Source organism: Micromonospora chalcea (genome assembly GCF_002926165.1).
Classification (GTDB): Bacteria; Actinomycetota; Actinomycetes; order Mycobacteriales; family Micromonosporaceae; genus Micromonospora; species Micromonospora chalcea.
Genome location: NZ_MAGP01000013.1, coordinates 83,533 through 108,978, shown reverse-complemented (window position 1 = coordinate 108,978; position 25,446 = coordinate 83,533). Strand labels below are relative to the sequence as shown.

Genomic DNA, 25,446 nt, shown 5'->3' with positions numbered 1-25,446 from the left:
ATTGACGAGGCGTACGACTGGGCATCACCGGCGTGCGCATCGGCGGCCCCCTGTCCGGTGCGCTCACGATCATGGGCCGAAGGAGCGACATGCAGGTCTGGCCGGGCGAGAGCTACCCCCTCGGCGCCACCTACGACGGGATGGGCACCAACTTCGCGATCTTCTCCGAGGTGGCGGAGAAGATCGAGCTCTGCCTGTTCGACGAGTGGGACATCGGCACCGAGCGCCGGGTGGAGCTGCGCGAGGTCGACGCGTACGTCTGGCACGCCTACATCCCCGGCGTCGAGCCCGGCCAGCGCTACGGCTACCGGGTGCACGGGCGGTGGAACCCGGCCGAGGGGCTGCGCTGCAACCCGCACAAGCTGCTGCTCGACCCGTACGCGAAGGCGGTCGACGGGGAGATCATGTGGCACCCGTCGGTCTACGACTACGAGGTCGGCGGCGACCCGGACCGGATGAACACCGAGGACTCCGCGCCGTACATGCCGAAGTCGGTCGTGGTGAACCCGTACTTCGACTGGGGCAACGACCGGCCGCCGCGCACCCCGTACCACCACTCGGTGATCTACGAGGCCCACGTGCGCGGGCTGACCATGCGCCACCCGGGCATCCCGGAGGAGCTGCGCGGCACGTACGCGGCGATCGCCTCACCCGTGATGATCGAGCACTTCAAGCGGCTCGGCGTCACGGCGGTGGAGCTGATGCCGGTGCACGAGTTCGTGCACGACCACCGCCTGGCCGACCTGGGGCTGCGCAACTACTGGGGCTACAACACCATCGGCTTCTTCGCCCCGCACCACGGCTACTCCGCGCTGGGCCGCCTGGGCCAGCAGGTGCAGGAGTTCCGGGGCATGGTCAAGGCGCTGCACGCGGCCGGCATCGAGGTCATCCTCGACGTGGTCTACAACCACACCGCCGAGGGCAACCACCTCGGGCCGTCGCTGAGCTTCAAGGGCATCGATACGCCCAGCTACTACCGGCTCTCCGAGGACGACCGGCGCTACTTCGTCGACTACACCGGCACCGGCAACAGCCTCAACGTGCGCAGCCCGCACTCGCTGCAACTGATCATGGATTCGCTGCGTTACTGGGTGACCGAGATGCACGTCGACGGGTTCCGGTTCGACCTGGCGGCCACGCTGGCCCGCGAGTTCTACGAGGTGGACCGCCTGTCCACGTTCTTCGAGGTGGTGCAGCAGGACCCGGTGGTCGGCCGGGTGAAGCTCATCGCCGAGCCGTGGGACGTCGGCCCCGGCGGCTACCAGGTCGGCAACTTCCCGCCGCAGTGGACCGAGTGGAACGGCAAGTACCGCGACACCGTACGCGACTTCTGGCGCGGCGAGCCGGCCACGCTCGCCGAGTTCGCCTCCCGCATCTCCGGCTCCGCCGACCTCTACCAGGACGACGGCCGCCGCCCGTTCCACAGCATCAACTTCGTCACCTGCCACGACGGGTTCACGCTGGCCGACCTGGTCTCCTACAACGACAAGCACAACGAGGCGAACGGCGAGGACAACCGGGACGGGGAGAGCCACAACCGGTCCTGGAACTGCGGCGTCGAGGGCGAGACCGACGACCCGGGCGTACGCGCGCTGCGGGCCCGGCAGCGGCGCAACTTCCTGGCCACGCTGATGCTGTCCCAGGGCGTGCCGATGCTCGGCCACGGCGACGAGCTGGGCCGCACCCAGCACGGCAACAACAACGCCTACTGCCAGGACAGCGAGATCGCCTGGGTGGACTGGGACCGGGCCGACGACGAGCTGCTGGACTTCGTCCGCCGGCTCACCGACTTCCGCAACCGGCACCAGGTGTTCCGCCGCCGCCGGTTCTTCACCGGCCTGCCGGTGGGCGGCCGGGCCGCCGGCTCCGGACTGCCGGACCTGGCCTGGTACACCCCGGACGGCCGGGAGATGACCGGCGAGGACTGGGGCAACGACTTCGGCCGCTCGGTGGCCCTGTTCGTCAACGGCGACGGCATCGGCGAACGCGGCCAGTACGGCCAGCGGCACCGGGACAGCTCGTTCCTGCTGCTGTTCAACGCGCACGACGCGCCGCTGGACTTCACGCTGCCCGGCGAGGAGTTCGGCACCCGGTGGGAGCTGGTGATCAGCACCGCGGAACCCGATCCGGAGAAGACGACGCTCGTCGAGGCGGGCGGCACGGTCTGCGTGCCGGACCGCTCGCTGCTGGTCCTGGAGAGGACGGCCTGACCGATGCCCGACACCCCCCGCTCGACGTACCGGGTCCAGGTGCGTCCCGGCTTCGACCTGGACGCCACGGCCGAGCTGGCGGGCTACCTCGCCGCGCTCGGCGTCACCCACCTCTACACCGCGCCCCTGCTCACCGCCACCCCCGGCTCCACGCACGGCTACGACGTGGTCGACCACCGCGCGGTCAACCCGCAGCTCGGCGGCGAGGCCGCCCGGGCGCGGCTGGTCCGGGCGCTGCGCGCGGCCGGGCTGGGCCTGGTCGTGGACATTGTGCCCAACCACGCCGGGGTGGCCCGGCCCGAGGCCAACCCGGCCTGGTGGGACGTGCTGCGGTCCGGACGCGACTCGGCGTACGCGCGCTGGTTCGACATCGACTGGGACCGGGGGCGGCTGCTGCTGCCGGTGCTCGCCGACAGCGCCGACGCGCTCGACGACCTGAAGCTCGTCGACGGGGAGCTGCGCTACCACGAGCACCGCTTCCCGGTCGCCGACGGCACCGGCGACGGCACGCCCCGGCAGGTGCACGACCGGCAGCACTACGAGCTGGTGAACTGGCGGCGCGGCGACGCCGAGCTGACGTACCGCCGGTTCTTCGCCGTGTCCGACCTGGCCGGCCTGCGGGTGGAGGACCCGGAGGTGTTCGACGCCACCCACGCGGAGATCCTGCGCTGGGTCGACGCCGGGGAGGTCGACGGCATCCGCGTCGACCACCCGGACGGGCTGCGCGACCCGGCCGGCTACCTGGCCCGGTTGCGCGCCGCCGCGCCGCAGAGCTGGCTCGTGGTGGAGAAGATCCTGGAGTACGGCGAGGACCTGCCGGACTGGCCGGTCGACGGCACCACCGGCTACGACGCGCTGGCCGCCGTGTCCGGGCTGTTCGTCGACCCGGACGCCGAGGCGGACTTCACCGCACTCGACGGCCGGCTCACCGGCCGGCACACGTCCTGGGCGGACCTGACGCACGCCACCAAGCTGGAGGCCGCCACCCGGCTGCTCGCCGCCGAGCTGACCCGGCTGGCCGCGCTCGTGCCGGAGCTGCCCGGCGAGCAGGTCCGCGCCGCCCTGGCCGAGCTGGCCGCGTGCTTCCCGGTCTACCGCGGATACCCGCCCGAAGGCGCCCGGCACCTGGCCGCCGCCCGCAGCGAGGCAGGCCGCCGCCGTCCCGACCTGACCGGCGTGCTCGACCAGGTCACCGCCCGGCTGCGCGACCCCGGCCACGAGCTGGCCGCCCGGTTCCCGCAGCTGACCGGCGCGGTGATGGCCAAGGGCGTGGAGGACACCGCGTACTACAGGTGGAGCCGGTTCGTCGCGCTCAACGAGGTCGGCGGCAGCCCGGCCCACTTCGGTGTGCCGCCGGCCGAGCTGCACCGTTTCGCCGCCGCCCGGCAGGTGCGCTGGCTGGCGGGCATGACCGCGCTATCCACCCACGACACCAAGCGCGGCGAGGACGTCCGCGCCCGCCTCGCGGTGCTGTCCGAGCTGCCCGGCCGCTGGGCCGAACGGGTCACCGACTGGATGTCCCGCGCGCCGCTGGCCGACCCCGCGCTGGCCCACCTGCTCTGGCAGACCGCCGTCGGGGCGTGGCCGATCGAACGGGAACGACTGCACGGGTACGCCGAGAAGGCCGCCCGGGAGGCGTCCGTCACCACCAGCTGGGCCGACCCGGACCCGGGCTTCGAGCACGAGCTGCACGCCCTGGTCGACCGGATGTACGACGACCCGGAGCTGCACGCCCAGATCACCGCGTTCGCCGCCGAGATCACGCCGCCCGCCTGGTCGAACGCGCTCGGGCAGAAGCTGGTCCAGCTCGCCATGCCCGGTGTGCCCGACGTCTACCAGGGCACCGAGCTGTGGGAGAACTCGCTCGTCGACCCGGACAACCGGCGGCCGGTCGACTTCGCCGTACGCCGGGACCTGCTGGCCCGGCTCGACGCCGGCTGGCGGCCCGCGGTGGCCGCCGGCGGCGCGGCCAAGCTGCTCGTGGTGTCCCGGACGCTGCGCCTGCGCCGCGACCGCCCGGACCTGTTCGGCGGCTACCGGCCGGTGCCCGCGCGCGGCCCGGCCGCCGCGCACGCGGTGGCCTTCGACCGGGGTGGGGCGGTCGCGGTGGCGACCCGGCTGCCGCTGCGGCTGGCCCGCTCCGGCGGCTGGCGGGACACGGCGCTGTCACTTCCCGTTCACGAGTGCACCGACTTGTTCACCGGACGGGTCTACAGTGGTTCTGAGCTGCTCCTTCATGATCTGCTGAGCACCTACCCCGTCGCCCTCCTCGCACCCACCGACTCTGTGGAGGCCGCCGCATGACCGAGTTCACGGTGTGGGCGCCCGAGGCCGCCCGGGTGCGGCTGATCCAGCCCGGCGTCGCCGACCACGCGATGCGTCAGGCGCCGGACGGCTGGTGGCGGGTCGAGGTCCCCGGCGCCGGGCCCGGCACCGACTACGCGTTCCTGCTCGACGACGACGCCCAGGCGCTGCCCGACCCCCGCTCGGCCTGGCAGCCGGCCGGGGTGCACGGGCCCAGCCGGCTCTACGACCACGCCGCGTTCGCCTGGACCGACGCCGCCTGGACCGGCCGGCAACTGCCCGGCAGCGTGCTGTACGAGATGCACATCGGCACGTTCACCCCGGAAGGCACGTTCGACGGGGCGATCGCCAGGCTCGACCACCTGGTCGACCTCGGCGTGGACATGGTCGAGCTGCTGCCGGTCAACGCGTTCAACGGCGAGCACAACTGGGGCTACGACGGCGTCTGCTGGTTCGCGCCGCACGAGCCGTACGGCGGCCCGGACGGCCTGAAACGGTTCGTCGACGCCGCCCACGCCAAGGGCCTGGGGGTGATCCTCGACGTCGTCTACAACCATTTCGGGCCCTCCGGGGCCTACGCGCCGCGGTTCGCGCCGTACCTCACCGAGCAGAGCAACACCTGGGGCCGCACCGTCAACCTGGACGGCCCGCACTCCGACGGGGTACGCCGCTACATCGCCGACAGCGTGCTGGGCTGGCTGCGCGACTACCACGTCGACGGGCTGCGGCTGGACGCCGTGCACGCCATGCCGGACGGCCGGGCCGTGCACTGGCTGGAGGAGGTCGCCGCCGAGGTGGAGGCGCTGTCCACGCACCTCGGGCGGCCGCTGTCGCTGATCGCCGAGAGCGACCTCAACGACCCGCGCCTGATCACGCCGCGCGAGGCGGGCGGGTACGGCCTGCACGCCCAGTGGAACGACGACGCCCACCACGCGCTGCACACGCTGCTCACCGGCGAACGGCAGGGCTACTACGGCGACTTCGGCTCCCTGGAGTGCCTCACCGACGTGCTGACCGGCGGGTTCTTCCACGCCGGCACCTGGTCCAGCTTCCGCGGCCGCAGCCACGGCCGCCCGGTCGACAGGCAGCGCACGCCCGGCCACCGCTTCGTGGCGTACCTGCAGAACCACGACCAGATCGGCAACCGGGCCACCGGCGACCGGATCTCCGCCACGCTGTCGCCCGGCCTGCTGCGCGTCGGTGCGACGCTGCTGATGACCGCGCCGTTCACGCCGATGCTGTTCATGGGGGAGGAGTGGGCTGCCGCCACGCCGTGGCAGTTCTTCACCAGCCACCCCGAGCCGGAACTGGCGACGGCTGTCGCCACCGGCCGCAGACGTGAGTTCGCCGACCACGGCTGGGCCACCGACGACGTGCCGGACCCGCAGGACCCGCAGACGTTCCTGCGGTCCCGGCTGGACTGGGCCGAGCTGGACAAGCCCGAGCACCGCGAGACGTACGACCTCTACCGGCGGCTGATCGCGCTGCGCCGCTCCCGGGCCGACCTGTCCGACCCCCGGCTGGACCGGGTCGACGTCCGCCACGGCGACCGGTTCCTGGTGATGCGGCGCGGCGACACGCTCGTGGTGGCGAACCTGGCCGGCCGGGCGCAGCGGATCAACCTGCCCGGGGTGGTACGCCGGGTGCTGCTCGCCACGTCCGAGGGCGTCACGGTGATGCGCGACGGAATCGAGCTGCCGCCGGAGTCGGCCGCGATCGCGGCGCTCTGACCGTTCACCGGTGAAGTTTGCGCCGTACCGCCTCGGCGTCGGCGTGACCGAGTTCCTCGTACAACGCGAGTGACCGCCGCCAGGCGTCCCGGGCCGCGTCCGCCCGCCCGGCCGCGGCCCACGTGTCGCCGAGGTGGTCCAGCACGATGCCCTCGGCATGCCGGTCACCGATCTCGGCGAACAGCGCGAGGGCCTGCCGGAAACAGTCCACCGCGTCCTCGTACTCACCCAGGTGGTGGTGGGCGAAGCCGATGCTGTCCCACGTGTTCGCCTGCCCGTACGCGCTCCCGGCCCGCTCGGCCAGGGCGAGGGCACGGCGGCAGAACGTGATCGCGTCGTGGTGCTCGCCGAGCTGCGAGTGGTACCAGCCGATCGCGTTGAGCGCGACCGCCTGCTTGAGCGGGCTCCCGACCCGTTCGTAGAGGGCGAGGCTGCGCCGCGCGTGCGGCAGCGCCTCCCGGGGCTGCCGCTGCCGGTCGTGCAGCATGCTGAGGTCGAAATGGGTGTGCGCCCGCCCCTCGTCGTCGCCCAGCGCGGCGAACAGGTCCAGCGCGGCGAACAGGTTGCGCTGCGCCTCGGCGTGCCGGCCGAGGTTCGAGCAGGCCCCGGCCAGCGGCAGGTGCGCCTGCGCCTGCGCCGGGCGGTCACCCGAGCGCCCGGTCGCCTCGACCGCCCGGCGGGCCACAGCGGCCCAGTCGTGCCAGTGGCCCTGCCTGTCGAAGTACGTGGCCAGGGTCCACGAGAGCTGCCCGGTGGCGACATCGAGGCCGTTGCCGGCGGCGTGCTCGATGGTCGCGAGGAGCACCTGGTGTTCGTCGGTGAACCAGGCCAGCGCCGCCGGCAGGTCGTCGAGCCGCTCGGCGGTCACTCCCGGCGCGGCGGGTGCCAGGGTCAGCGGGTCGCGCTGCGGGGACAGCAGCAGCGCGGCCGCGTGTGCCGTGTGCAGGTGGTGGTCCACCAGCCGGCGCATCGCCGACCGGGAACCGGCCGGGTCACCGCTCGCCCGTTCGACGGCGAAGCTGCGGACCAGGTCGTGCATGCGGTACCGGCCCGCGACGTGCTCCTCCACCCGGTGCGCGTCGACCAGCTCGCGCAACGGCGGGCGCAGCTCGGCCGGCGTACGGGCGGTCAGGCTGGCCGCCGCGGCCCGGCCGATGTCCGGGCCCGGGGCGAGGCCGAGCAGCGCGAACACCTCCGCGGCGGCCGGCGTGAGCGCCGCCAGAGAGCGGGACAGCACCACCCGCAGGTTCGTCGTCACCTCGTCGCCGGTCAGCGCGTCCAGCGGGCCGGCCGCTGAGGTCAGCTCGGCCGCGACTGATGACAGGGCAAGTTCCGGGTTGAGCGCGGCACGGGCCGCCACGATCCCGAGAGCCAGCGGCAGACCCCCGCAGAACCGCAGGATGGCCGCGACGGCGTCCGGCTGCCCGGCCACCCGCGCGGCGCCCACCTGCCGGACGATCAGCTCGCGGGCCTCGTCGTCGGGCAGCACGTCCAGCGGCAGTGGTCGCGCGCCGTGGGTGGTGACGAGGCCGGCCAGTTGCCGTCGGCTGGTCACCAGGACCGCGCTGGTGGGGGTGCCGGGCAGCAGCGGGACCACTGTGGCGGCGTCGCGGGCGTCGTCGAGGACCACCAGCAGCCGACGTCCGGCGACGAGCGTGCGGTACAGCGACGCCTGGGCCTCCGGATCGGCCGGTACGCGCGCCGGTTCGACGCCGAGCGCCTCGAGGAAGCCGCGCACCGCGACCGGCCACGTCACCGGGTCCGCTGTCGGGTCGAAGCCGCGCAGGTTGACGTAGAGCTGCCCGTCGGGGAAGCGGCCGGCGTTGGCGTGCGCCCAGCGCAGCGCCAGCCAGGTCTTGCCGACGCCACCGCCGCCGCCGATGGACGAGATCACCACCGGTGACCCGGCGCCGTCCGGGTGGCCCGCGTCGGCGAGCTGCTCGTCGAGGCGCGCGAGCTGGGCGGTACGGCCGGCGAAGACCCCCGGTGACGCGGGCAACTGCCGGGGCACGGTGCCCGCATTCCGTGCCGTGCCGGTGGCCGTCGAGCTCGGTTCGCCGCCGCCCGGCGGGTCCGGCGGCGCGATGGCCGCGTCGGCGGTGAGAATCTGCTGGTAGAGCTGGGCCAGCGGCGGGCTGGGGTCGGCGCCGACCTCGGCGGCCAGCCGGCGGCGCATCCGGTGGAAGTGTTCGAGGGCGTCGGCCTGCCGCCCGCACCGGTACAACGCGAGCATCGCCTGCGCCGCCAGGCGCTCGTCCCACGGGTACCGGCCGCTCAGATCCAGGACGTCGGGAAGGAGCCGGGCGTGCGCGCCCCGGCGCAGCGCGATGTCGTTGCGATCGAGGGTGGCCGCGAGCCGTTGCCGGTCGAGGGTCTGCCGGTAGGCCGCCAGCCACGGCGTGGTCAGCCCGCCGAACGCGTCGCCGCGCCAGAGCCCGAGCGCCCGCTCCAGGCAGCCGATCGCCGTCGCGTCGTCAGCGGTGCGCCGGGCCTGCTCGGTCAGCGCGCGGAAGCGGTGCAGGTCGACGTGGTCCGGGTCGACGGCGAGCAGGTAGCCGGGATGGCGCCGGACGATGCGGACGTCGTCCACGCCGGCCAGCGCGTGCCGCAGCCGCGACAGGTAGCCACGCAGCGTGGCGGCGGCCCCGTCCGGCACCTCGTCGCCCCAGACCCGGCTGATCAGCTGCCCGGTCGCGACGACCCGGTTGGGCTCGACCAGCAGAGCGGCGAGGACGCACTGTTGACGGGCGTGACCGATCCGGACCGCCCGGCCGTCGACCCGGACGTCCAGGTCGCCGAGCACCCGGAACTCCACCGCCACGGAGTGTCACGGTAGCCGCGTGCGGTGGTGGTCGGACCGGGCGTGACGACGATCCGACAGGCGGCAGCGCGCGGTCCGCGGGGCCCCGTTGTCCGAGCCCCGCGGACCGCCGTGCCGACTGGATCACGGGCAGTTGACCACGATTTCCACGCTGGTACGGCAGTCGTCGAACACGACGTCCGGGCCTCCGTCGCCGTCGTCGAAGCCGGGACCGCCGACCAGGGTGTCCGCGCCCTTGTCGCCGAAGAGGTGGTCGTCGTTGCTGCCGCCGTCCACGCGGTCGTTGCCGTCCAGGGCGCTGGGTCCGATGAAGCGGTCACCGTGGATGGTGTCGGCGCCGCCGTCGCCGTGGAGGTTGTCGTTGCCCAGGTCGCCCCAGATGTCGTCGCCGTTCAGCCCGCCGTAGACGATGTCGTCGCCACTGTTGGCCTGGATGTCGTCGTTGCCGGGGAGGCCGCAGATGACGTCGTCGTAGACGCTTCCGACGATCACGTCGCGAAGGTTCGTGCCGACGATGAACTCCGGACCGTTGGCGTTGTTGCTGACGTAGGCCGCGATGGCGAACCTCAGGGTGTATCCGGCCGGCACCGGCGCCCCGGAGTAGGGGCCGCAGTCGGGGGGGACGATGTAGGCCGCGGACGCCCGGGTGGCGCCGCCGGCCAGGCCCGCGGCGGCCAGGATGAGCGCCCCGATCGCCGAAGCGACGGTACGCGGGGTGAAGAGGAACCTGTGTGACATGACGCTTCTCCCTTGCGGTTGATGTGTGCGAGAAGCGTCACCGGCGAGCGTTCAGCGGACGTGCAGCAAACGTGCAGCCCGCCCGCCCTCGGCGCCGATCTTGGAGTTGTGGCGCCTCGAAGGTCGCGCATGCCGGGTTTGCGAACCACCACAACTCCAAGATCGGCGGGGTGGGAGCGGTGAGTTCGTCCAGGCAGCGCGGTCCTACCTCCTAAGGCCGACCCTGGAGGTTTCATGTCCGACACGCTGACCCGCCGTGAGCTGTGGGCGCTCGCGCACGCCGAGCGCGCCGCCCTGGCCGACGACCTCGCCGGAATCGACGCGGCGCAGTGGGCGCGGCGCTCGCTGTGCGGCCGGTGGACCGTTGAGGAGACACTCGCGCACATGACGGCGGCGGCGAGCGTCGGCCGGGCGCGCTGGGTCGCCAGCGTGCTCGGCGCCCGGTTCGACTTCGACCTGCACAACGACCGCCGGCTGGCCGAGCACCGGGGCGCCGACCCGGGGGAGACGCTCGACCGGTTCCGGCGGATCATCGGCAGCACCACGTCGACGTTCGGCCCGACCGAGGCGTGGCTCGGTGAGGTGGTCGTGCACGCCCAGGACATCCGGCGGCCGCTCGGCCTGGCCCGGACGCCCCTGGTCGAGGCGGTGACGCCGGTCGCCCGGTTCTACGCCGGGCGGGACTTCACGGTGGCCGGGCGCAGCGCGATCGACGGCCTGCGGGTGGAGGCGACCGACGGGCCGTTCACCGCCGGCGACGGCCCGCTGGTCAGCGGCACCACTGTGGCGCTGACGATGGCGATGGCCGGGCGGGCCGCGTACTGCGACGACCTCACCGGGCCCGGTGTCCCCACGCTGCGGGAGCGCTGCACGCCCGTGTGACCACGGCGGGTGCCCGGGTCACGGCTTCGGCAGCGTCAGGATCTCCGCGCCGTCGTCGGTGATGGCGATGGTGTGCTCGCTGTGCGCGGTGCGGCAGCCGGTCGCGCTGCGCAGCGTCCATCCGTCGGCGTCGGTGACGAGCGTGGCGGTGTCCGCCATCACCCACGGCTCCAGCGCCAGCAGCAGCCCGGGGCGCAGTTTGTACCCGCGTCCGGGGCGGCCGGTGTTCGACACGTGCGGGTCCTGGTGCATCGTGGACCCGACGCCGTGCCCGCCGAACTCGGTGTTCACCGAGTATCCGGCCGTGGTGAGGACCGATCCGATGGCGTGCGAGAGGTCGCCGATCCGGGCGCCGGGACCGGCGGCGGCGATCCCGGCCTGCAACGCCCGCTCGGTCGCGTCGATGAGCGCGACGCTCTCCGCGGGCCGGGCGTCACCGACGAGGAAGCTGATCGCGGAGTCGGCCACCACTCCGCCGAGGCTGACGGCCAGGTCGAGGCTCAGCAGGTCGCCGTCGGCGAGCGTGTAGTCGTGCGGCAGGCCGTGCAGCACCGCGTCGTTCACCGACGTGCAGATGTAGTGGCCGAACGGCCCGCGCCCGAAGGACGGCTCGTAGTCGACGTAGCAGGACTGCGCCCCGGCCTCGACGATCATGCGCTGGGCCTGCCTGTCGATGTCGAGCAGGTTGGTGCCGACAGTGGTGCTGCTCCGGAGGGTCTGCAGGATGTGGGCGACCAGGGCGCCGGTGTCCCGCGCCCGCCGTACGTCGGTGGGGCTCAGGATCTCGATCATGCGGGCGCCTTCCTCACGCGACCAATAAGTATCCCGGTCATGTTATCCCGGTATTAGTATCTCGGCATGGTCCGGTTGCCCCTCACTCCCGCCGAGGTCGAGCGCGGGCAGCGCCTCGGCGCGCTCCTGCGCCGCGCCCGGGGCGAGCGATCCATGCTGCTCACCGCGCTCGACGCGGGTGTCTCCCCGGAGACGCTCCGCAAGATCGAGTCCGGCCGGGTGGCCACCCCGGCGTTTCCCACCATCGCCGCCATCGCCGACGTCCTCGGCCTCTCCCTGGATGCGGTCTGGTCGGAGATCAACCACTCCGACGACGTGGCGCGTCTCGCGCCGTCCGAGCGGCGCCTCGCCTCGTAGGGCAGCCCTCTCGACGGGGTCGAGCATACCGAGTATGTAAGATTCCGCGCATGCCACCCTCGCGTCGCGCCGTCGCGCTTGTCGTTCCCGTCGCCGGTTTCCTGCTCGGCTTCCTGGACTTCGTCTGGATCAAGTGGGTGCCGTTCCCGTTCGCCGAACTGGGCAACTCCACAGCCACCTGGGCGGTGGCCGCGTTCGCGCTGGGCTGGTGGATCCGGTCGGGCGCGGTGCGTGCCGCCGTGGCCGCCAGCGTCCTGCTGATCGTCGCGGTACCCAGCTACTACCTGGCGGCGACGCTGCTCCAGGGCGACGACCTCGCCGTGATCTGGGCGCTCACCTCGTTCGTCTGGATGGCGTTCGGCGTGGTGGCGGGCGTGGTGTTCGGCGTCGCCGGCATCTGGGCGCGGACCGACGGATGGCGGCGCGTCGTGGGGACCGCGCTGCCGGTGGCCGTGTTCGTGGAGGAGGCGCTGCGGTTCGCGCTGAAGTCCGGGTCCTACCCCGGAGCCTGGTGGAACGTGGCGATCGACCTCGGGCTGGCCGTGCTGCTCGTGGCGCTGATCGGCCGGTCCGCCCGGGTACGGCTGCTGGCCGCCGCGGTGGCGCTGCCGCTGGCTGCGGCGGGCGCGCTCACGTTCGCCGCCGTCGCGGGGAGCTGACCTGCCCGGCCGCCGAGGCTGCGAGCCACCCCGCCGGCCGAGGATGCGGGCCACCGCGTCGGCCGAGGCGGCGGACCACCGGCCCGACGGGATCGGCGACAATGACCCGAGAACGGCGTGGTCCGGATGACGGGGGAGGAAACGGATGATCCGACGGCAGGTGCTCATGGCGGCGATGCTCACGGCGACGGCCCTGGTGGCCGGCTGCACAAAGGACCGGCCCGAAGCCGCGTCGCCCACCAGCGCTCCGACCGCACCCGCCGCGTCGGCGACGCCGAACGCCGAGCCGGTGCCCGCGCCGGCCGAGCTGGCGGCGCTGGAGCGGCGCTTCGGCGCCCGGATCGGCGTCTACGCCGTCGACACCGGCACCGGCCGCACCCTCGCGCACCGGGCCGACGAGCGGTTCGCGTACGCCTCGACGTGCAAGGCGCTCGCCGCCGGCGCGATGCTGGCCGCCACGTCCGACGCCGACCGGGACCGGGTGGTCCGCTACCGGCGCGCCGACCTGGTGGCGCACTCACCGGTGACCGAACGGCACGTGGAGACCGGGATGACGCTGCGGGACGCCGCCGAGGCGGCGGTGCGGTACAGCGACAACACCGCCGGCAACCTGCTGTTCGACGCGCTCGGCGGCCCGGCCGGCTTCGCGCGGGCACTCCGGGAGGTGGGCGACTCGGTCACCCGGCCGGTCCGTACCGAGCCGGACCTGAACGCGGCCACGCCCGGCGACGAGCGCGACACCAGCACGCCCCGCGCGCTGGCCGGCTCGCTGCGGGCGTACACGCTGGGTGAGGCCCTGCCGCCCGCGGACCGGGACCTGCTGTTGAGCTGGATGCGGGCCAGCACCACCGGCAGCGGGCTGGTCCGGGCCGGCGTGCCGGCCGGGTGGCAGGTGGCGGACAAGTCCGGCACCGGCGGGTACGGCACCCGCAACGACATCGCCGTGGTGTGGCCGCCGGACTCCGCGCCGATCGTGCTGGCGGTCATGTCCAGCCGGGACAGACGCGACGCTAAGCCCGACGACACCCTGGTCGCCCAGGCCGCGCGGGCGACAGTGACCGCGTTGCGCTGACGGGCGGCCGGCTCAGGGGATGGGCCACTCGTGCACGGGCCGGTTGCTGTGCATCAGGTCGACGTAGTGGCGGACCACCTCGCGCAGCGCCGCCGGACGGTCCAGGTGGTCGGCCGACTCCAGCCGGTGCAGCGTCTCCACCTGCCAGGTCGCGCCGTTGCGGCTGGTCAGGCAGCGCTGCTCGACGATGCCGAGCAGCCGGTCCCGCTCGGCGGGGTCGAGGCCCCACCGGTCCAGCCCGTGGTGGGCCATCGGCAGCAGCCGGCGCAGCACCAGCTCGGTCACCGGCAGGTAGCCCAGGCCGGGCCAGTACACCTGGGCGTCGATGCCGTGCCGGGCGCAGGCGTTGAAGTTCTCCTCGGCCGCGCTGAACGACATCTGCGACCACAGCGGACGGTCGGACTCGGCGAGCGCCCGCACCAGGCCGAAGTAGAACGCGCCGTTGGCGACGGTGTCGAGCACCGTCGGCCCGGCCGGCAGCACCCGGTTCTCCACCCGCAGGTGCGGGCGGCCTTTCAGCACGTCGTAGACCGGCCGGTTCCACCGGTAGATGGTGCCGTTGTGCAGCCGCAGCTCGGCCAGTTTCGGCACGCCGCCGCTGTGCAGCGTGATGGCCGGGTCCTCCGGGTCGCAGACCGGCAGCAGCGCCGGGAAGTAGCGCACGTTCTCCTCGAACAGGTCGAACACGGAGGTGATCCAGCGTTCCCCGAACCACACCCGCGGGCGTACGCCCTGGGCCTTGATCTCCTCCGCCCGGGTGTCGGTGGCCTGCTGGAACAGCGGCACCCGGGTCTCGCGCCACAGCTCCCGGCCGAAGAACAGCGGCGAGTTCGCGCCGAGCGCCACCTGGATGCCGGCGATCGCCTGGGCCGCGTTCCAGTAGTCGGCGAACTGCGCCGGGCTGACCTGGAGGTGGAACTGGGTGCTGGTGCAGGCCGCCTCCGGGGTGATCGTGTCGGCGGTGGTGGCCAGCCGCTCCACCCCGCTGATCGCGATCGGCAGGTCCTCGCCCCGGGCGGCGAAGATCTGCTCGTTGAGCAGCGCGTACCGGGGATTGGCCGACAGCGTCTCGGCGGTCAGGTGCTCCGGGCGCAGCGTCGGCAGGATGCCGACCATCACCATGTGCGCGCCCACCGTGCGGGCCTTTGACTCGGCGGCGTTCAGGCTGGCCCGCACGTGTTCCTCGAACGCGGCGGTGCCGGTGCCGGCCAGCCGGCGCGGCTCGACGTTGATCTCGACGTTGAACTGGCCCAGCTCGGTCTGGAACGCCGGGTCGGCGATCGCCTCCAGCACGTCGGCGTTGCGCATGGCCGGGTCGAAGTCGTCGTCGACCAGGTTCAGCTCGATCTCCAGGCCGGTCATCGGCCGCTCCACGTCGAACCGGGACTCGCGCAGCATCTCGGCGAACACGTCCAGGCACCGCCGGACCTTCTCGCGATAGCGGGCCCGGTCCTCCCGGCTGAAGGTACGCACGCCGACGTCCTCGCCCATGGTCACCACCCTGTCACCGTTGGTTCTTCCCAACCTCGCACGGAGTGGCGGGTCAGGAAAGGTCCGCCAGACCCTTTTCTGTACCCCGTGGCGGCCCCGGTGATCCCCGTCGCGGGGCAGCGGGTTCCGTCCGGGCCGCCCGGCCCGGGCGGCTAGCATGGCCGCCGACGGCGAAGGGGAGTAGCTGATGCGCGACGGGTGGATCCGGGCGTTCGTGGTGGCGGCGTTCGCCGAGGGCTGCTCGTGGGCGGCGCTGCTGGCCGGCATGGCGGTCAAGTACGGGCCGCCCGGAAACGAGATCGGCGTGAAGATCTTCGGCCCGATCCACGGCGCGTTGTTCGTGGTCTACGGACTGCTGACGCTCGTGGTGGCCCGACGGCGCCGCTGGACGCTCGTGCAGACCGGGCTGGCCCTGGTCAGCGCGGTGCCCCCGTTCGCCACAGTGCTGTTCGAGCGCTGGGCGCGCCGCCGGGGCCTGCTCGACGCGCCGGCCCCGCTCGAGCGACCGCTCACCCCCGCCGGTCGCTGACCGAGGCAAGGTCCTCCGCGAGGAAACCGGCCAGCACGTCGGTCAGCTCCCGCGGCGCCTCCTCGGCCATGTGGTGCCCGGACGGGATCGAGGCGGTCCGCACGTCGTCGGCCCAGTCCCGCCAGATCGCGGCCGGTTCGCCGTACAGGTCGACCATGTCGTCGTGCTCGGACCAGGCGAACAGCACCGGGCAGCCGATCCGGCGTCCGGCGGCGCGGTCGGCGTCGTCCGCCGCCCGGTCCGGACCGAGCCCGGCCCGGTAGTCCTCACACATGGCGTGCACGGTGGCCGGATCGTGGATGGCGCGCCGGTAGTCGGCGTACGCCTGCTCGCCCATCTCCTCCGGTGAGCCGCCGTACCAGGCGTCCGGATCGGCGTTTATCACCCGCTCGGCCGGTTTGGCGAGCTGGCCGAGGAAGAACCAGTGCCACCAGCGGGCGGCGAACCGGGCGTCGCAGCGGGCCAGCGCTTCACCGATCGGCACCCCGTCCAGCACGCCCAGGCGGCTCACCCGGTCCGGGTGGTCCAGGGCGGTGCGCATGGCCACGTACGCCCCACGGTCGTGCCCGACGACGGCGGCCCGGCGGTGGCCGAGCGCGTCGAGCAGCCCGACCACGTCGGCGGCCATCGCCCGCTTGGAGTAGACGGTGTGCTCCGGGTCGCTCGGCGGCTTCGACGAGCCGCCGTAGCCGCGCAGGTCCGGGCAGATCACCGTGTGCCGCGCGGCCAGCCGCGGCGCCACCCGGTGCCAGGTCGCATGGGTACGCGGGTGCCCGTGCAGCAGCACCACCGGCGGCCCGGAGCCGCCGTGGCGTACGCGCAGGCGCACCGCGCCGACGTCGATCTCGGTGAGCGTGAATCCGGCGAACATGGCCGCAGCGGTGCCCGCCACCGGCGACGGGGAAACCTAGGTCAGCGCGGAGCAGGCGGCCACGCCGAACAGCAGCACGGCGCCCAGCACGGCCTGGAGCAGCAGCGCCGGACCCAGGTGCGACCAGAGCGTGGCGGTACGCGGGGTGAGCAGTTGCCCGGTGGTCAGGTTGACGATCCGCTCGATCCGGGGCGGCAGATCCTCGTCGCGCTGCGCCCGCAGCGTGAGCTGGACGTGGTCGCCGGGGTGCAGCGCGCTCTGCGGCAGGTGGCCGTGCAGCTCGACCTCGACCAGCCGGCCGGCGGCGTCGCGGACCCGGACCGGGGTGACCAGGAACTCCGGCCCCTTCTTCAGCTCCTTGAAGCTGCGCCGGGCCCCGCCGCCACCGTTGCTGAGCAACGCGCGCACCACCTTCAGCAGCAGCCCCACCACCCCCGCGGCGGTCAGCACCGCGACCAGCGCCGGCTGCCCGACCCGTACCTCCCGGGCGTAGCCCTCCATCAACCGGACGAGACGTCCGGTGACGACGCGCTCCGTCGGGTGGACGACGCGACGGGTATGCAGCTCCGTGTCCATGTTCACCACCGAGAGTTCTGATCCGTGCACAGATGGTATCGGCCCGTGGAGTTGAACGACGTGAATGAACACCGGTCACGCCCGGGCGGCCGGCAGGTGAACTCCGCCGGGGCGCGGGTATGCGTGCGGCCGAGCCGGAAAGGGGTCGAGCATGCAGCTGTCCTTCCTGCGCCCGCTCTACAACCGTCCCGGGCCCTGGTGCTCGGTGTACATGGACGCCTCCCGCGACACCCAGGACGCGCGAGCGCAGGTCGACCTGCGCTGGCGGGCCCTCAAGGGCGATTTGCTGAGCCAGGGCGCCGACCCGGTCACCGTCGAGGCGGTGGAGGAGGTCGTCCGCCGGCACCAGCCGATGCCCGGTGACTACGGGATCGCCGTGTTCGCCACCCGGGGCCGCGTGGTGCTCACCGAGTACCTGTCCGCGCCGCCGCTGCGCGACCTGGCGAGCTGGTCGGCGCTGCCGCACACCATGCCGCTCGTGGCCCAGCGCGGCGAACAGGTGGCCTGGGTGCGGGTCCTGGCCGACCGTACCGGCGCGGACGCGATGGCGGTGAGCGCCGGCGGCGTGCCGCGCCGCGCCCACGTCACCGGCGGACAGAGCCGGCAGCTGCGGCGCGTACAGCCGGGCGGCTGGTCACAGTCCCGCTACCAGCGCGCCGCCATGGAGGCGTGGCACCAGAACGCCGGCGACGCCGCCGCCGCAACCGCAGACCTGGCCGAGCGGGTCGGCGCGGACGTCGTGGTGGTGGCCGGGGACATCCGCGCCACCGGCATGATCGCCGCCCAGCTGCCGGAACGGTGGCAGGACGTGCTGGTCCGCACCGACGCCGGCGCCCGCGACGTCGGCGCGGACGACACGCTGATGGACGACATCACGGCGCAGACCGTCGCCGAGGTCGCCGACCGGCGCGTCACCGCCGCCCTGGACCGCTTCGGCGTGCAGGAGGACGTCGGCGCGGGCCTCGACGCCGTGGTCTCCGCGCTGCAACGCAACCAGGTCGACACCATGCTCATCGTGGACGACCCGTCCGCCGACGGCGAGCTGTGGGTGGGCCCCGAGCCGACCGAGATCGCCACCGACCCGGGTCAGCTGTCGGACATGGCGGTGGCCGACCCCCAGCGGGTACGCGCCGACGCCGCGCTGCTGCGCGCGCTGATCGGCACCGGCGCGGACCTGACGGTGCTCGCGCCCGAGGAGGCGCCGGAGTTGACCGACGGGGTCGGCGCGGTGCTGCGCTACGTCGACGCGAGCACGCCCGGGCGGGGTAATGGCTGAGCGCATCGTCGCCGACCTGGTGGTCGAACGCCTGCGGGCCTGGCGGGTGCCGCGGGTCTTCGGCTGTCCGGGCGCGGCGATCGCCCCGCTCGTGGGCGCGCTCGACGACGCGGGCGGGGACCCGGCGTTCGTCCCCGCCCGGCACGAGGAGACCGCCTCGTACATGGCCACCGGGCACGCGAAGTTCACCGGCGGCGTCGGGGTGTGCCTGGCCACCCAGGGGCCCAGCGCGGTGCACCTGCTCAACGGGCTCTACGACGCCAAGCTGGACAGCAAGCCGGTCGTCGCGATCGTCGGCGAGGACGTCACCGGCCCGCTCGGCGGCGCGCACGAGGAGATCGGGCTGAGCCGGCTCTTCGGCGACGTGTGCAACCAGTTCGTCCGCTACGGCCGCCGCCCGGAGCAGGTGCCGGCGCTGCTGGACCAGGCGTTCCGTACCGCCGCCGCGACGCGCAGCCCGACCTGCGTGGTGCTGCCGCGCGCGTTGCAGGTCACCGCCGTACCGGACCTGCTGCCGCAGACCGCCGGAGTGGTCACCGCGACGCCCGGCGAGCCGCTGGCCCGGGTGCTGCCGCACGACGCCGACCTGGACGCCGCCGCCTCGCTGCTGGGCAGCGGGCAGCGGGTGGCGATGCTGGTCGGCCAGGGCGCGCACGGCGCGGCCGAGGAGATCGTCGCGCTCGCCGACCGGCTCGGCGCGGGCGTGGCCACGTCGCTGCTGGGCAAGCCGGTGCTGGACGAGCGGCTGCCGTTCCACACCGGCGTGCTCGGCGAGGTCGGCACCACCGCCGCCGCGCAGCTCATGGGCGGCTGCGACACGCTGCTGATGATCGGCACCAACGATCCGTGGACCGACTGGTTCCCGATGCCCGGCCAGGTACGCACCATCCAGATCGACATCGACGGCCGGCGCGTCGGCACCCGCTACCCGGTGGACGTGCCGCTCGTCGGCGACACCGCCGAGACGCTGCGGGCACTGCTGACCCGGGTGCCCGACCAGCCCCACCGCGAGTGGCGCGGCATGGTGGAGAAGATGGTGGACCGGTGGCGGGAGACCGCCGCCGAGCGGGCCGCGACGCCCGCCGAGCCGGTCAACCCGCGGCTGGTGCTCCGCGAGCTGTCCGCCCGGCTGCCCCGGCACGCCTCCGTCGCCGTCGACGTCGGCTCGGTCGTCTACTGGTACGCCCGGCACCTGGAGCTGCCACCGGGGGTGCAGGCGCGGCTGTGCGGCACGCTCGGCTCGATGGGCTGCGCGCTGCCGTACGCGGTCGCGGCCAAGCTGCTGGTCCTGGACGAGCCGGTGATCGCGCTGCTCGGCGACGGCGCGATGCAGCTCAACGGCCTGGCCGAGCTGATCACGGTGGCACACCACTGGACGGGGTGGCGCGATCCGCGGCTGATCGTGCTGGTGCTGAACAACAGGGACCAGTCCGGTGTGGGCGGCGGGCGTACGCCCGGGGGACGACGCTCCGACGTGCCGTACGCCGGGTGGGCGCGCCTGCTCGGGCTGCACGGCGTACGGGTGGACCGGCCGGATCTGGTCGGCGCCGCCTGGGACGAGGTGCTCGCGGCCGACCGGCCCGCCGTGCTGGAGGCGGTGGTGGATCCGTCCACGCCGCTCGACGTGCCCGAGCCGGCGCTGGCCGACCTGCGCGGCCTGGTCGCCGACGGGGACGCCGCCCGCCGGGTGCGGGAACGGGTGATCCAGACCGAGGCCATCGCGGCCGACGAGATCGTCTAGCGGCATCCGGGCGGCGCACCCTCTCTTCCCTCGCGATCTTGCAGTTCCGGCCCCCCGAGTGCCCGGTTCAGGACGGTTTTCCGGGGACCGAAGTGCAAGATCGCGGGGGAGGTGGCAGGGGGTCAGCGCGCGCGGTCGCCCGCTCGGCGTGCCCTCGGGCGTGACCAGCGCGAAGTCGTTGCGTTCCAGCGGCGGTCCGTCCCGGTACGGGGTGATGGTCGCCGCCGGGGTGCTCCCGTCGTCGGGCATGCGCCCTGCAGTGCCCGTCCCGGTCCGGCCCATACCCGCCCGTGACGGCGGGCGCGCGGCGCGACGGCGTACCTGGGTGCCGCGGGCGGTGCGGCCACCGGGCGGGCCTTGGTCCTGCCCCGTGGGGAGATGCCCCGTTTAGACCCCAGAGGGACGGGAAGCCGGGCCGCGTGGTGAGCGAACGAGTCGAACGGGACGGCGGCGCGGGACTGCCCGCCGAGCGGGTGGTGGCGGCCGGCAGCGCCGCCCGGACCCTGGTCGCCGCGACCGCCCGGGCGCTGCGCGGCGACGACTGCGGCGACCTCGGCCACCCGGGCGCGCTGTCGCGCCTCGGTGGCGCGCCCGAGCCGGTACGCCGGGCCGCCGCGTCGCGGGCCGCCGGGCGGGCCGCGCTCACCGCCGCCCAGATCGCCGCCGTGGACGCCGAGCGCGTGGCCGGATGGTTCACCGGACAGTACCCGGACCGGCGCTGGCCCGGCGTGGTGCTCGGTTCACCGCACGGCGCCGCCGCCCACCTCGCGGTGGCGCTCGGCGTGCCGTGGTTGCCGGCCGGCTTCGAGATCACCGCCCGGTGGAGCCGGGGGGCGGTGGACCGCCCGGACGCCGCGTACGCGCACGGCGCCACGCTGGCCGCCCGGCTGCTCGACGCCAATCCGCGCGTGCACGTACGCCAGGTGCACTGCCCGGCGAGCCGGGGCGCGGCGGCGGGCGCGGTGGTGACGTTCGCGGTGCGCTGGCGCACGCTGCCGAAGGCGTACGCGCGTTTCCTGGCCGACCGGCTGGAACCGGCCGCGCCGGTGCTGCTGCTGCACGACGCCCGCACCTGGCCGGTGCGCGACGGCGGCGACGGGCACAGCTTCCAGACCGGCTGCCCGGCCGGCGGGCTGGACCCGGTCGACTTCCACCCGGACGCCCGCGCGCTGGGTCAGGTGTTGCGCGCCGCCGGCGGGGACGAGTCGCGCTGGGTCACGCCGGAGGTCACCGTCGCGGGCGCGTTCGCCGAGCACGGTGTGGAGTCCGGTTTCGAGCACGACGCCCGGTCTGCGGGGGACCGGCACGGGCACCCGCTGCACCGGGTCGTGGTGCCGCAGCCGGACGCCCTGAGCGCGGTGACCGCCGACCTGTACCGGCGCTGGCTGCGGCGGGCCGGCAAGACCGGGGACCGGCTGGTGGTGGAGTGCGGGCGGCTGCTCGATCCGGGGCAGGTGCTGCGGGCCGGCCTGGTGCCCTACTGGTGCGAGAACGCCACCGCGCGCCGGGTCGCCGGCGTCGAGTGGTGGCTGGCCGGCAGCGAGCCGTTCAGCTCGGTGGACGTGCTGCCCGAGCCGCCCGGCCTGCGCTCGCCCGCGCACGCGGGCCTGCCCCAGTGGCTGGCGGTGGCCGGTTTCGGGCGCAAGCGGCGGGCTCTGGACCGGGGTGCCGCGCGCGGCTACCCGGTCGCCTCGGTACCCACCCGACGTGCCACGGAGGTGTTGCGCAACCAGCCCTGCGACCTGCCCACGCCGCCGCCGCTGCGGGCGGCCGAGGCACTCACCGCGCTGCGTGACGCGGGCGCGCACCAGGGGCTGCTCGTCTGCTGAACCGCCGCCGGGACCGGCTGCCGGGCAACCTGGCGAAACTTCCTCGCGATCCGGCGGTCCGTGATTGAGTACCTACGGAGCGGGAAGACCGCTCGCCGCGGAACGGCCCACGACGCCGTGCGGCGGACGGCCACCGCCTTCGACGTACTCCGTCACGTAACCCAACTTCCTCACCCGGTGCGTGGTCCGACCACGCGCACGACCGGTTACGACCGGGCGGGGACCTTCGGCGAGGGGGGCGCGGATGTTCGGACAGACCACCACACCCACACCACCGACCACCGACCGGGGTCTGGAGGACCTGGACGCCGCGGCGCTCGCGTACGCGGCCCGGATCGAGGGACTGCCACCGGAACGGCGGCAGGAGGCGCGGGACGACCTGGTCCGGTTCGCGCTGCCGTTCGCCGGCCGGCTGGCCCGGCGCTACCGGGGACGCGGCGAGCCGCTGGAGGACCTGGAACAGGTGGCCCGTCTCGGGCTGGTCAACGCCGTCGACAGGTACGACCCGGAACGGGGCTCGTTCACCGCGTACGCGGCGATCACCATCGTCGGCGAGATCAAACGGCACTTCCGTGACCGCACCTGGGGCGTGCACGTGCCGCGCCGGTTGCGCGACCTGATCCTCGAGGTCGGGCAGGCCACGGCGACGCTCACCAGCGAGCTGTCCCGCGCCCCCACGGTGGCGGAGCTGTCCGCCCGGCTGGAGACGCCGGAGGAGGAGATCCTCGCCGCGCTGGAGTCGGCCGCCGGCTACAGCCCGGCGTCGCTGAACGCGCCGGTCGGCGGGGAGAGCTCGGCCGAGTTCGGTGACCTGGTCGGCGAGTCCGACCACGCGCTGGAGTCGGTGGACGACCGGGTCACGGTCAGCGGCCTGCTGCACCGGCTGCCCTGGCGGGAGCGCCGCATCCTGGCGATGCGCTTCTACGGCAACCAGACCCAGGCGGAGATCGCCGCCCGGTTCGGCATCTCGCAGATGCACGTGTCCCGGCTGCTGTCGCGGGCGCTGACCTGGCTGCGCCAGGCGATGCTGGCCGAGGCGCCCGCGCCCTGGCAGAACGGCGCCGCCGAGGCCGAGCCGGGGAAGGCCCGCATCTCGGTGAAGCAGAACGGCGACCGGGTGGTGGTCGAGGTCGGCGGCGAGGTCGACCGGGCTGGCGCGGACCAGCTGCGCCGGGCCGTGCTCAAGGCGGTCACCGGGCAGCCCCGCGAGGTGGTGGTGGACCTGGTCGGCGCGGGTGGCTTCGACGCCGGCGGGATCGCCGCGCTGATGGCCGGGCGGGACGCCGCCGCGCGTACCGGGGTGCCGCTGCGGCTGACCCGGGTGCGGCCGGCGGTGCGCCGCTCGCTGACCGCTGCCGGACTGCCGGCCGCCGACTGACCCGCCGCACGCACGTACCGCGCCGGCTCCCACCACGGGAGCCGGCGCGCGGCGTACGCGACGGGGGCCGGCGCCCGCACGGCGCCGGCCCCCGTCCGGTGTCTCAGTTCTCCGGGGTGTCCCCGTGCCCGCGCGGGTGCCGCCACCTGTTGTCGGGCTGGTCGTCGCGCTCGGCGTTGAGCGCGCTGTCCTCCGGCTCGTCGGTCTCCTCGAAGCTGGGCCGGCGTACCTCCTCCGGCACCGGCACCTCCACCGGCCGGGCGCCGGACTGCGGAGCGGGCTGGTAGTCCACCGCCTCGGGCGCCCCGTACGCGCCGCCGGCCGACGGGGACTCCGGCAGGTGCCGCTCGTGGTGCAGCTCCTCCCGGAACGTCTGCGGCGGCTTGGTGGTGCGCTGCGGCAGGTCGCGGCCCAGGTCGGAGACGAGCGGGCCGTACTTGAGGTCGAACGCCGGCCGCTCGGAGCGGATGCGCGGCATCCGGTCGAAGTTGCGCAGCGGCGGCGGGCACGTGGTGGCCCACTCCAGTGAGTTGCCGAAACCCCACGGGTCGTCCACGGTGACCATCGCGCCGTACCGCCACGACTTCCAGATGTTCCAGATCACGAACAGGGTGGACGCGCCGAGGACGAACGAGCCGATGCTGGAGATCGTGTTCAGCGTGGTGAAGCCGTCACCGGGCAGGTAGTCGGCGTACCGGCGGGGCATGCCTTCGTTGCCGAGCCAGTGCTGCACCAGGAACGTGGCGTGGAAGCCGACGAACATGGTCCAGAAGTGCATCTTGCCCAGCCGCTCGTCGAGCAGCCGCCCGGTCATCTTCGGGAACCAGAAGTAGAGCCCGCCGAACGCGGCGAACACGATGGTCCCGAACATCACGTAGTGGAAGTGCGCCACCACGAAGTAGCTGTCGGTGACCTGCCAGTCCAGCGGCGGGCTGGCCAGCAGCACTCCGGTCAGGCCGCCGAGCAGGAACGTCACCAGGAAGCCGACGGCGAACAGCATCGGCGTCTCGAACGTGATCTGTCCCTTCCACATGGTGCCGATCCAGTTGAAGAACTTCACGCCGGTCGGCACCGCGATCAGGAAGCTCAGGATGCTGAAGAACGGCAGCAGCACCTGGCCGGTGGCGAACATGTGGTGCGCCCAGACCGTCATCGACAGCACCGTGATGGCGATGGTGGCCAGCACCAGGCCGGTGTAGCCGAAGATCGGCTTGCGGGAGAACACCGGAATGATCTCGGTGATGATGCCGAAGAACGGCAGCGCGATGATGTAGACCTCGGGATGGCCGAAGAACCAGAACAGGTGCTGCCACAGCATCGGCCCGCCGGTCGTCGAGTCGTACACGTGCGAGTGCAGGAGCCGGTCCGAGGCCAGCGCCATCAGCGCGGCCGCCAGCAGCGGGAACACGAAGATCACCAGCACGCTGGTGAGCAGCGCGTTCCAGGTGAAGATCGGCATCCGGAACATGGTCATGCCCGGGGCCCGCAGCGTCACGATCGTGGTGATCAGGTTGACCGCGCCGAGGATCGTGCCCAGGCCGGACACGGCCAGGCCGACCACCCACAGGTTCCCGCCGACGCCGGGGGAGTGCTGCGCGGTGCTCAACGGCGTGTACGCGGTCCAGCCGAAGTCCGCCGCGCCGGCCGGGGTGGCGAACCCGCCCACGACCATCAGCGCGCCCAGGAAGTAGAGCCAGTACGCGAACGCGTTCAGCCGGGGGAACGCCACGTCGGCGGCGCCGATCTGCAGCGGCACCAGGTAGTTGGCGAACCCGAAGAACAGCGGCGTCGCGAACAGCAGCAGCATGACCGTGCCGTGCATGGTGAACATCTGGTTGTACTGCTCGGGGGAGACGATCTGCATCCCCGGCCGGGCCAGCTCCGCCCGGATGACCAGCGCCAGGATCCCGCCGACGATGAAGTACGCGAACGACGTGATCAGATAGAGCAGGCCGATCTGCTTGGCGTCGGTGGTGCGCAGCAACCGCCACAGCGCGTTGCCCTTCACCGCTTCCCGTACGGGCCCGGGGAAGCCCCCGAACCGGGCCGGCGCGAGGATCGCGGGCCCCCGGTCTCGTGCCGGTTCCGTGACTACCCGCTTGGGCATGGCATCTCACCCCGTGTGACGACAGACAGGACGGGCGGGCGTACCCGGCCCACTGCCCATGTAACCAGGCGAGAGCGGAGAAT

19 protein-coding genes are annotated in these 25,446 nt (G+C 73.6%); 12 read left to right on the top strand and 7 right to left on the bottom strand.

The annotated features are described in order from the left end of the window. Positions 1-89: 89 nt before the first annotated feature. The 3 genes from glgX to treZ are packed head-to-tail and all read left to right on the top strand — an operon-like array spanning position 90 to position 6,244. Positions 90-2,210, top strand: a complete 2,121-nt coding sequence (gene glgX, locus BAW75_RS02970) for a glycogen debranching protein GlgX (RefSeq protein WP_104112544.1) — start codon at positions 90-92, stop codon at positions 2,208-2,210. Between the two features lie 3 nt (positions 2,211-2,213). Next, the gene (treY, locus tag BAW75_RS02965; protein WP_104112531.1) at positions 2,214-4,514 is read left to right on the top strand and encodes a malto-oligosyltrehalose synthase; all 2,301 of its coding nucleotides are present in this window, start codon (positions 2,214-2,216) and stop codon (positions 4,512-4,514) included. Beyond that, positions 4,511-6,244, top strand: coding sequence for a malto-oligosyltrehalose trehalohydrolase (gene treZ, locus BAW75_RS02960; protein ID WP_104112530.1), 1,734 nt, complete (start codon positions 4,511-4,513; stop codon positions 6,242-6,244). Before treY ends, treZ begins: the two co-directional genes overlap by 4 nt. 4 nt (positions 6,245-6,248) lie before the next feature. Here the strand turns inward: treZ and BAW75_RS02955 are convergent, their stop codons facing one another. Both BAW75_RS02955 and BAW75_RS02950 read right to left on the bottom strand, forming a co-directional pair. Continuing rightward, the gene (locus tag BAW75_RS02955; protein ID WP_104112529.1) at positions 6,249-9,065 is read right to left on the bottom strand and encodes an AfsR/SARP family transcriptional regulator; all 2,817 of its coding nucleotides are present in this window, start codon (positions 9,063-9,065) and stop codon (positions 6,249-6,251) included. 123 nt (positions 9,066-9,188) lie between these two features. After that, positions 9,189-9,803 carry a calcium-binding protein gene (locus tag BAW75_RS02950; protein WP_104112528.1) on the bottom strand — a complete coding sequence of 205 codons (615 nt, stop codon included), beginning with the start codon at positions 9,801-9,803 and terminating at the stop codon, positions 9,189-9,191. A 234-nt stretch (positions 9,804-10,037) separates the two neighbouring features. Here BAW75_RS02950 and BAW75_RS02945 point away from each other — a divergent pair, with 234 nt between their 5' ends. Beyond that, complete coding sequence (locus tag BAW75_RS02945) at positions 10,038-10,685, top strand: maleylpyruvate isomerase family mycothiol-dependent enzyme (RefSeq protein ID WP_104112527.1); 648 nt, start codon at positions 10,038-10,040, stop codon at positions 10,683-10,685. Positions 10,686-10,703: 18 nt separating this feature from the next. Here the strand turns inward: BAW75_RS02945 and map are convergent, their stop codons facing one another. Then, the gene (map, locus tag BAW75_RS02940) at positions 10,704-11,477 is read right to left on the bottom strand and encodes a type I methionyl aminopeptidase (RefSeq protein ID WP_104112526.1); all 774 of its coding nucleotides are present in this window, start codon (positions 11,475-11,477) and stop codon (positions 10,704-10,706) included. 66 nt (positions 11,478-11,543) lie between these two features. On the opposite strand from map, the gene BAW75_RS02935 reads away from it, so the two are divergent. The 3 genes from BAW75_RS02935 to bla all read left to right on the top strand — a co-directional run bounded on the left by BAW75_RS02935 (position 11,544) and on the right by bla (position 13,565). Next, on the top strand, positions 11,544-11,834 hold the full coding sequence (locus tag BAW75_RS02935) for a helix-turn-helix domain-containing protein (protein WP_069089831.1): 291 nt from the start codon (positions 11,544-11,546) through the stop codon (positions 11,832-11,834). Between the two features lie 50 nt (positions 11,835-11,884). Further along, positions 11,885-12,493 carry a DUF6518 family protein gene (locus BAW75_RS02930; protein ID WP_104112525.1) on the top strand — a complete coding sequence of 203 codons (609 nt, stop codon included), beginning with the start codon at positions 11,885-11,887 and terminating at the stop codon, positions 12,491-12,493. Between the two features lie 166 nt (positions 12,494-12,659). Beyond that, a complete protein-coding gene (gene bla / locus BAW75_RS02925) occupies positions 12,660-13,565 on the top strand; it encodes a class A beta-lactamase (RefSeq protein WP_409073982.1) in 906 nt (301 codons plus the stop codon). Positions 13,566-13,577: 12 nt separating this feature from the next. Here bla and BAW75_RS02920 read toward each other — a convergent pair whose 3' ends face one another. Then, positions 13,578-15,056 carry a glutamate-cysteine ligase family protein gene (locus BAW75_RS02920; RefSeq protein WP_104112543.1) on the bottom strand — a complete coding sequence of 493 codons (1,479 nt, stop codon included), beginning with the start codon at positions 15,054-15,056 and terminating at the stop codon, positions 13,578-13,580. Positions 15,057-15,243: 187 nt separating this feature from the next. On the opposite strand from BAW75_RS02920, the gene BAW75_RS02915 reads away from it, so the two are divergent. After that, the gene (locus tag BAW75_RS02915; protein WP_104112523.1) at positions 15,244-15,585 is read left to right on the top strand and encodes a DUF3817 domain-containing protein; all 342 of its coding nucleotides are present in this window, start codon (positions 15,244-15,246) and stop codon (positions 15,583-15,585) included. Here BAW75_RS02915 and BAW75_RS02910 read toward each other — a convergent pair. Both BAW75_RS02910 and BAW75_RS02905 read right to left on the bottom strand, forming a co-directional pair. Then, positions 15,566-16,456: an alpha/beta fold hydrolase gene (locus tag BAW75_RS02910; protein ID WP_104112541.1), complete on the bottom strand. Its 891-nt coding sequence runs from the start codon at positions 16,454-16,456 to the stop codon at positions 15,566-15,568. The genes BAW75_RS02915 and BAW75_RS02910 overlap by 20 nt on opposite strands. 36 nt (positions 16,457-16,492) lie before the next feature. Beyond that, positions 16,493-17,041, bottom strand: coding sequence for a hypothetical protein (locus BAW75_RS02905; protein WP_208635175.1), 549 nt, complete (start codon positions 17,039-17,041; stop codon positions 16,493-16,495). A 142-nt stretch (positions 17,042-17,183) separates the two neighbouring features. Here BAW75_RS02905 and BAW75_RS02900 point away from each other — a divergent pair, with 142 nt between their 5' ends. From BAW75_RS02900 to BAW75_RS02880, 4 genes are all read left to right on the top strand, one after another. After that, a complete protein-coding gene (locus BAW75_RS02900; RefSeq protein WP_104112522.1) occupies positions 17,184-18,308 on the top strand; it encodes a baeRF2 domain-containing protein in 1,125 nt (374 codons plus the stop codon). Continuing rightward, positions 18,301-20,049 carry a thiamine pyrophosphate-binding protein gene (locus tag BAW75_RS02895; protein WP_104112521.1) on the top strand — a complete coding sequence of 583 codons (1,749 nt, stop codon included), beginning with the start codon at positions 18,301-18,303 and terminating at the stop codon, positions 20,047-20,049. Before BAW75_RS02900 ends, BAW75_RS02895 begins: the two co-directional genes overlap by 8 nt. A 419-nt stretch (positions 20,050-20,468) precedes the next feature. Beyond that, positions 20,469-21,878: a hypothetical protein gene (locus BAW75_RS02885; RefSeq protein WP_104112520.1), complete on the top strand. Its 1,410-nt coding sequence runs from the start codon at positions 20,469-20,471 to the stop codon at positions 21,876-21,878. A gap of 244 nt (positions 21,879-22,122) precedes the next feature. Beyond that, positions 22,123-23,256, top strand: a complete 1,134-nt coding sequence (locus BAW75_RS02880; protein ID WP_104112519.1) for a SigB/SigF/SigG family RNA polymerase sigma factor — start codon at positions 22,123-22,125, stop codon at positions 23,254-23,256. 103 nt (positions 23,257-23,359) lie between these two features. On the opposite strand, the gene ctaD is transcribed toward BAW75_RS02880, so the two are convergent. Further along, entirely contained in the window at positions 23,360-25,363 is a 2,004-nt protein-coding gene (gene ctaD / locus BAW75_RS02875) for an aa3-type cytochrome oxidase subunit I (protein WP_104112518.1), read from the bottom strand. Positions 25,364-25,446: the final 83 nt, after the last annotated feature.

Coding starts and splice junctions, on each gene's coding strand:
- glgX (WP_104112544.1), top strand. CDS start 90: ATGCAGGTCTGGCCGGGCGAGAGCTACCCCCTCGGCGCCACCTACGAC.
- treY (WP_104112531.1), top strand. CDS start 2,214: ATGCCCGACACCCCCCGCTCGACGTACCGGGTCCAGGTGCGTCCCGGC.
- treZ (WP_104112530.1), top strand. CDS start 4,511: ATGACCGAGTTCACGGTGTGGGCGCCCGAGGCCGCCCGGGTGCGGCTG.
- BAW75_RS02950 (WP_104112528.1), bottom strand. CDS start 9,803: ATGTCACACAGGTTCCTCTTCACCCCGCGTACCGTCGCTTCGGCGATC.
- BAW75_RS02945 (WP_104112527.1), top strand. CDS start 10,038: ATGTCCGACACGCTGACCCGCCGTGAGCTGTGGGCGCTCGCGCACGCC.
- map (WP_104112526.1), bottom strand. CDS start 11,477: ATGATCGAGATCCTGAGCCCCACCGACGTACGGCGGGCGCGGGACACC.
- BAW75_RS02935 (WP_069089831.1), top strand. CDS start 11,544: ATGGTCCGGTTGCCCCTCACTCCCGCCGAGGTCGAGCGCGGGCAGCGC.
- BAW75_RS02930 (WP_104112525.1), top strand. CDS start 11,885: ATGCCACCCTCGCGTCGCGCCGTCGCGCTTGTCGTTCCCGTCGCCGGT.
- bla (WP_409073982.1), top strand. CDS start 12,660: ATGGCGGCGATGCTCACGGCGACGGCCCTGGTGGCCGGCTGCACAAAG.
- BAW75_RS02920 (WP_104112543.1), bottom strand. CDS start 15,056: ATGGGCGAGGACGTCGGCGTGCGTACCTTCAGCCGGGAGGACCGGGCC.
- BAW75_RS02915 (WP_104112523.1), top strand. CDS start 15,244: ATGCGCGACGGGTGGATCCGGGCGTTCGTGGTGGCGGCGTTCGCCGAG.
- BAW75_RS02910 (WP_104112541.1), bottom strand. CDS start 16,456: ATGTTCGCCGGATTCACGCTCACCGAGATCGACGTCGGCGCGGTGCGC.
- BAW75_RS02900 (WP_104112522.1), top strand. CDS start 17,184: ATGCAGCTGTCCTTCCTGCGCCCGCTCTACAACCGTCCCGGGCCCTGG.
- BAW75_RS02895 (WP_104112521.1), top strand. CDS start 18,301: ATGGCTGAGCGCATCGTCGCCGACCTGGTGGTCGAACGCCTGCGGGCC.
- BAW75_RS02880 (WP_104112519.1), top strand. CDS start 22,123: ATGTTCGGACAGACCACCACACCCACACCACCGACCACCGACCGGGGT.
- ctaD (WP_104112518.1), bottom strand. CDS start 25,363: ATGCCCAAGCGGGTAGTCACGGAACCGGCACGAGACCGGGGGCCCGCG.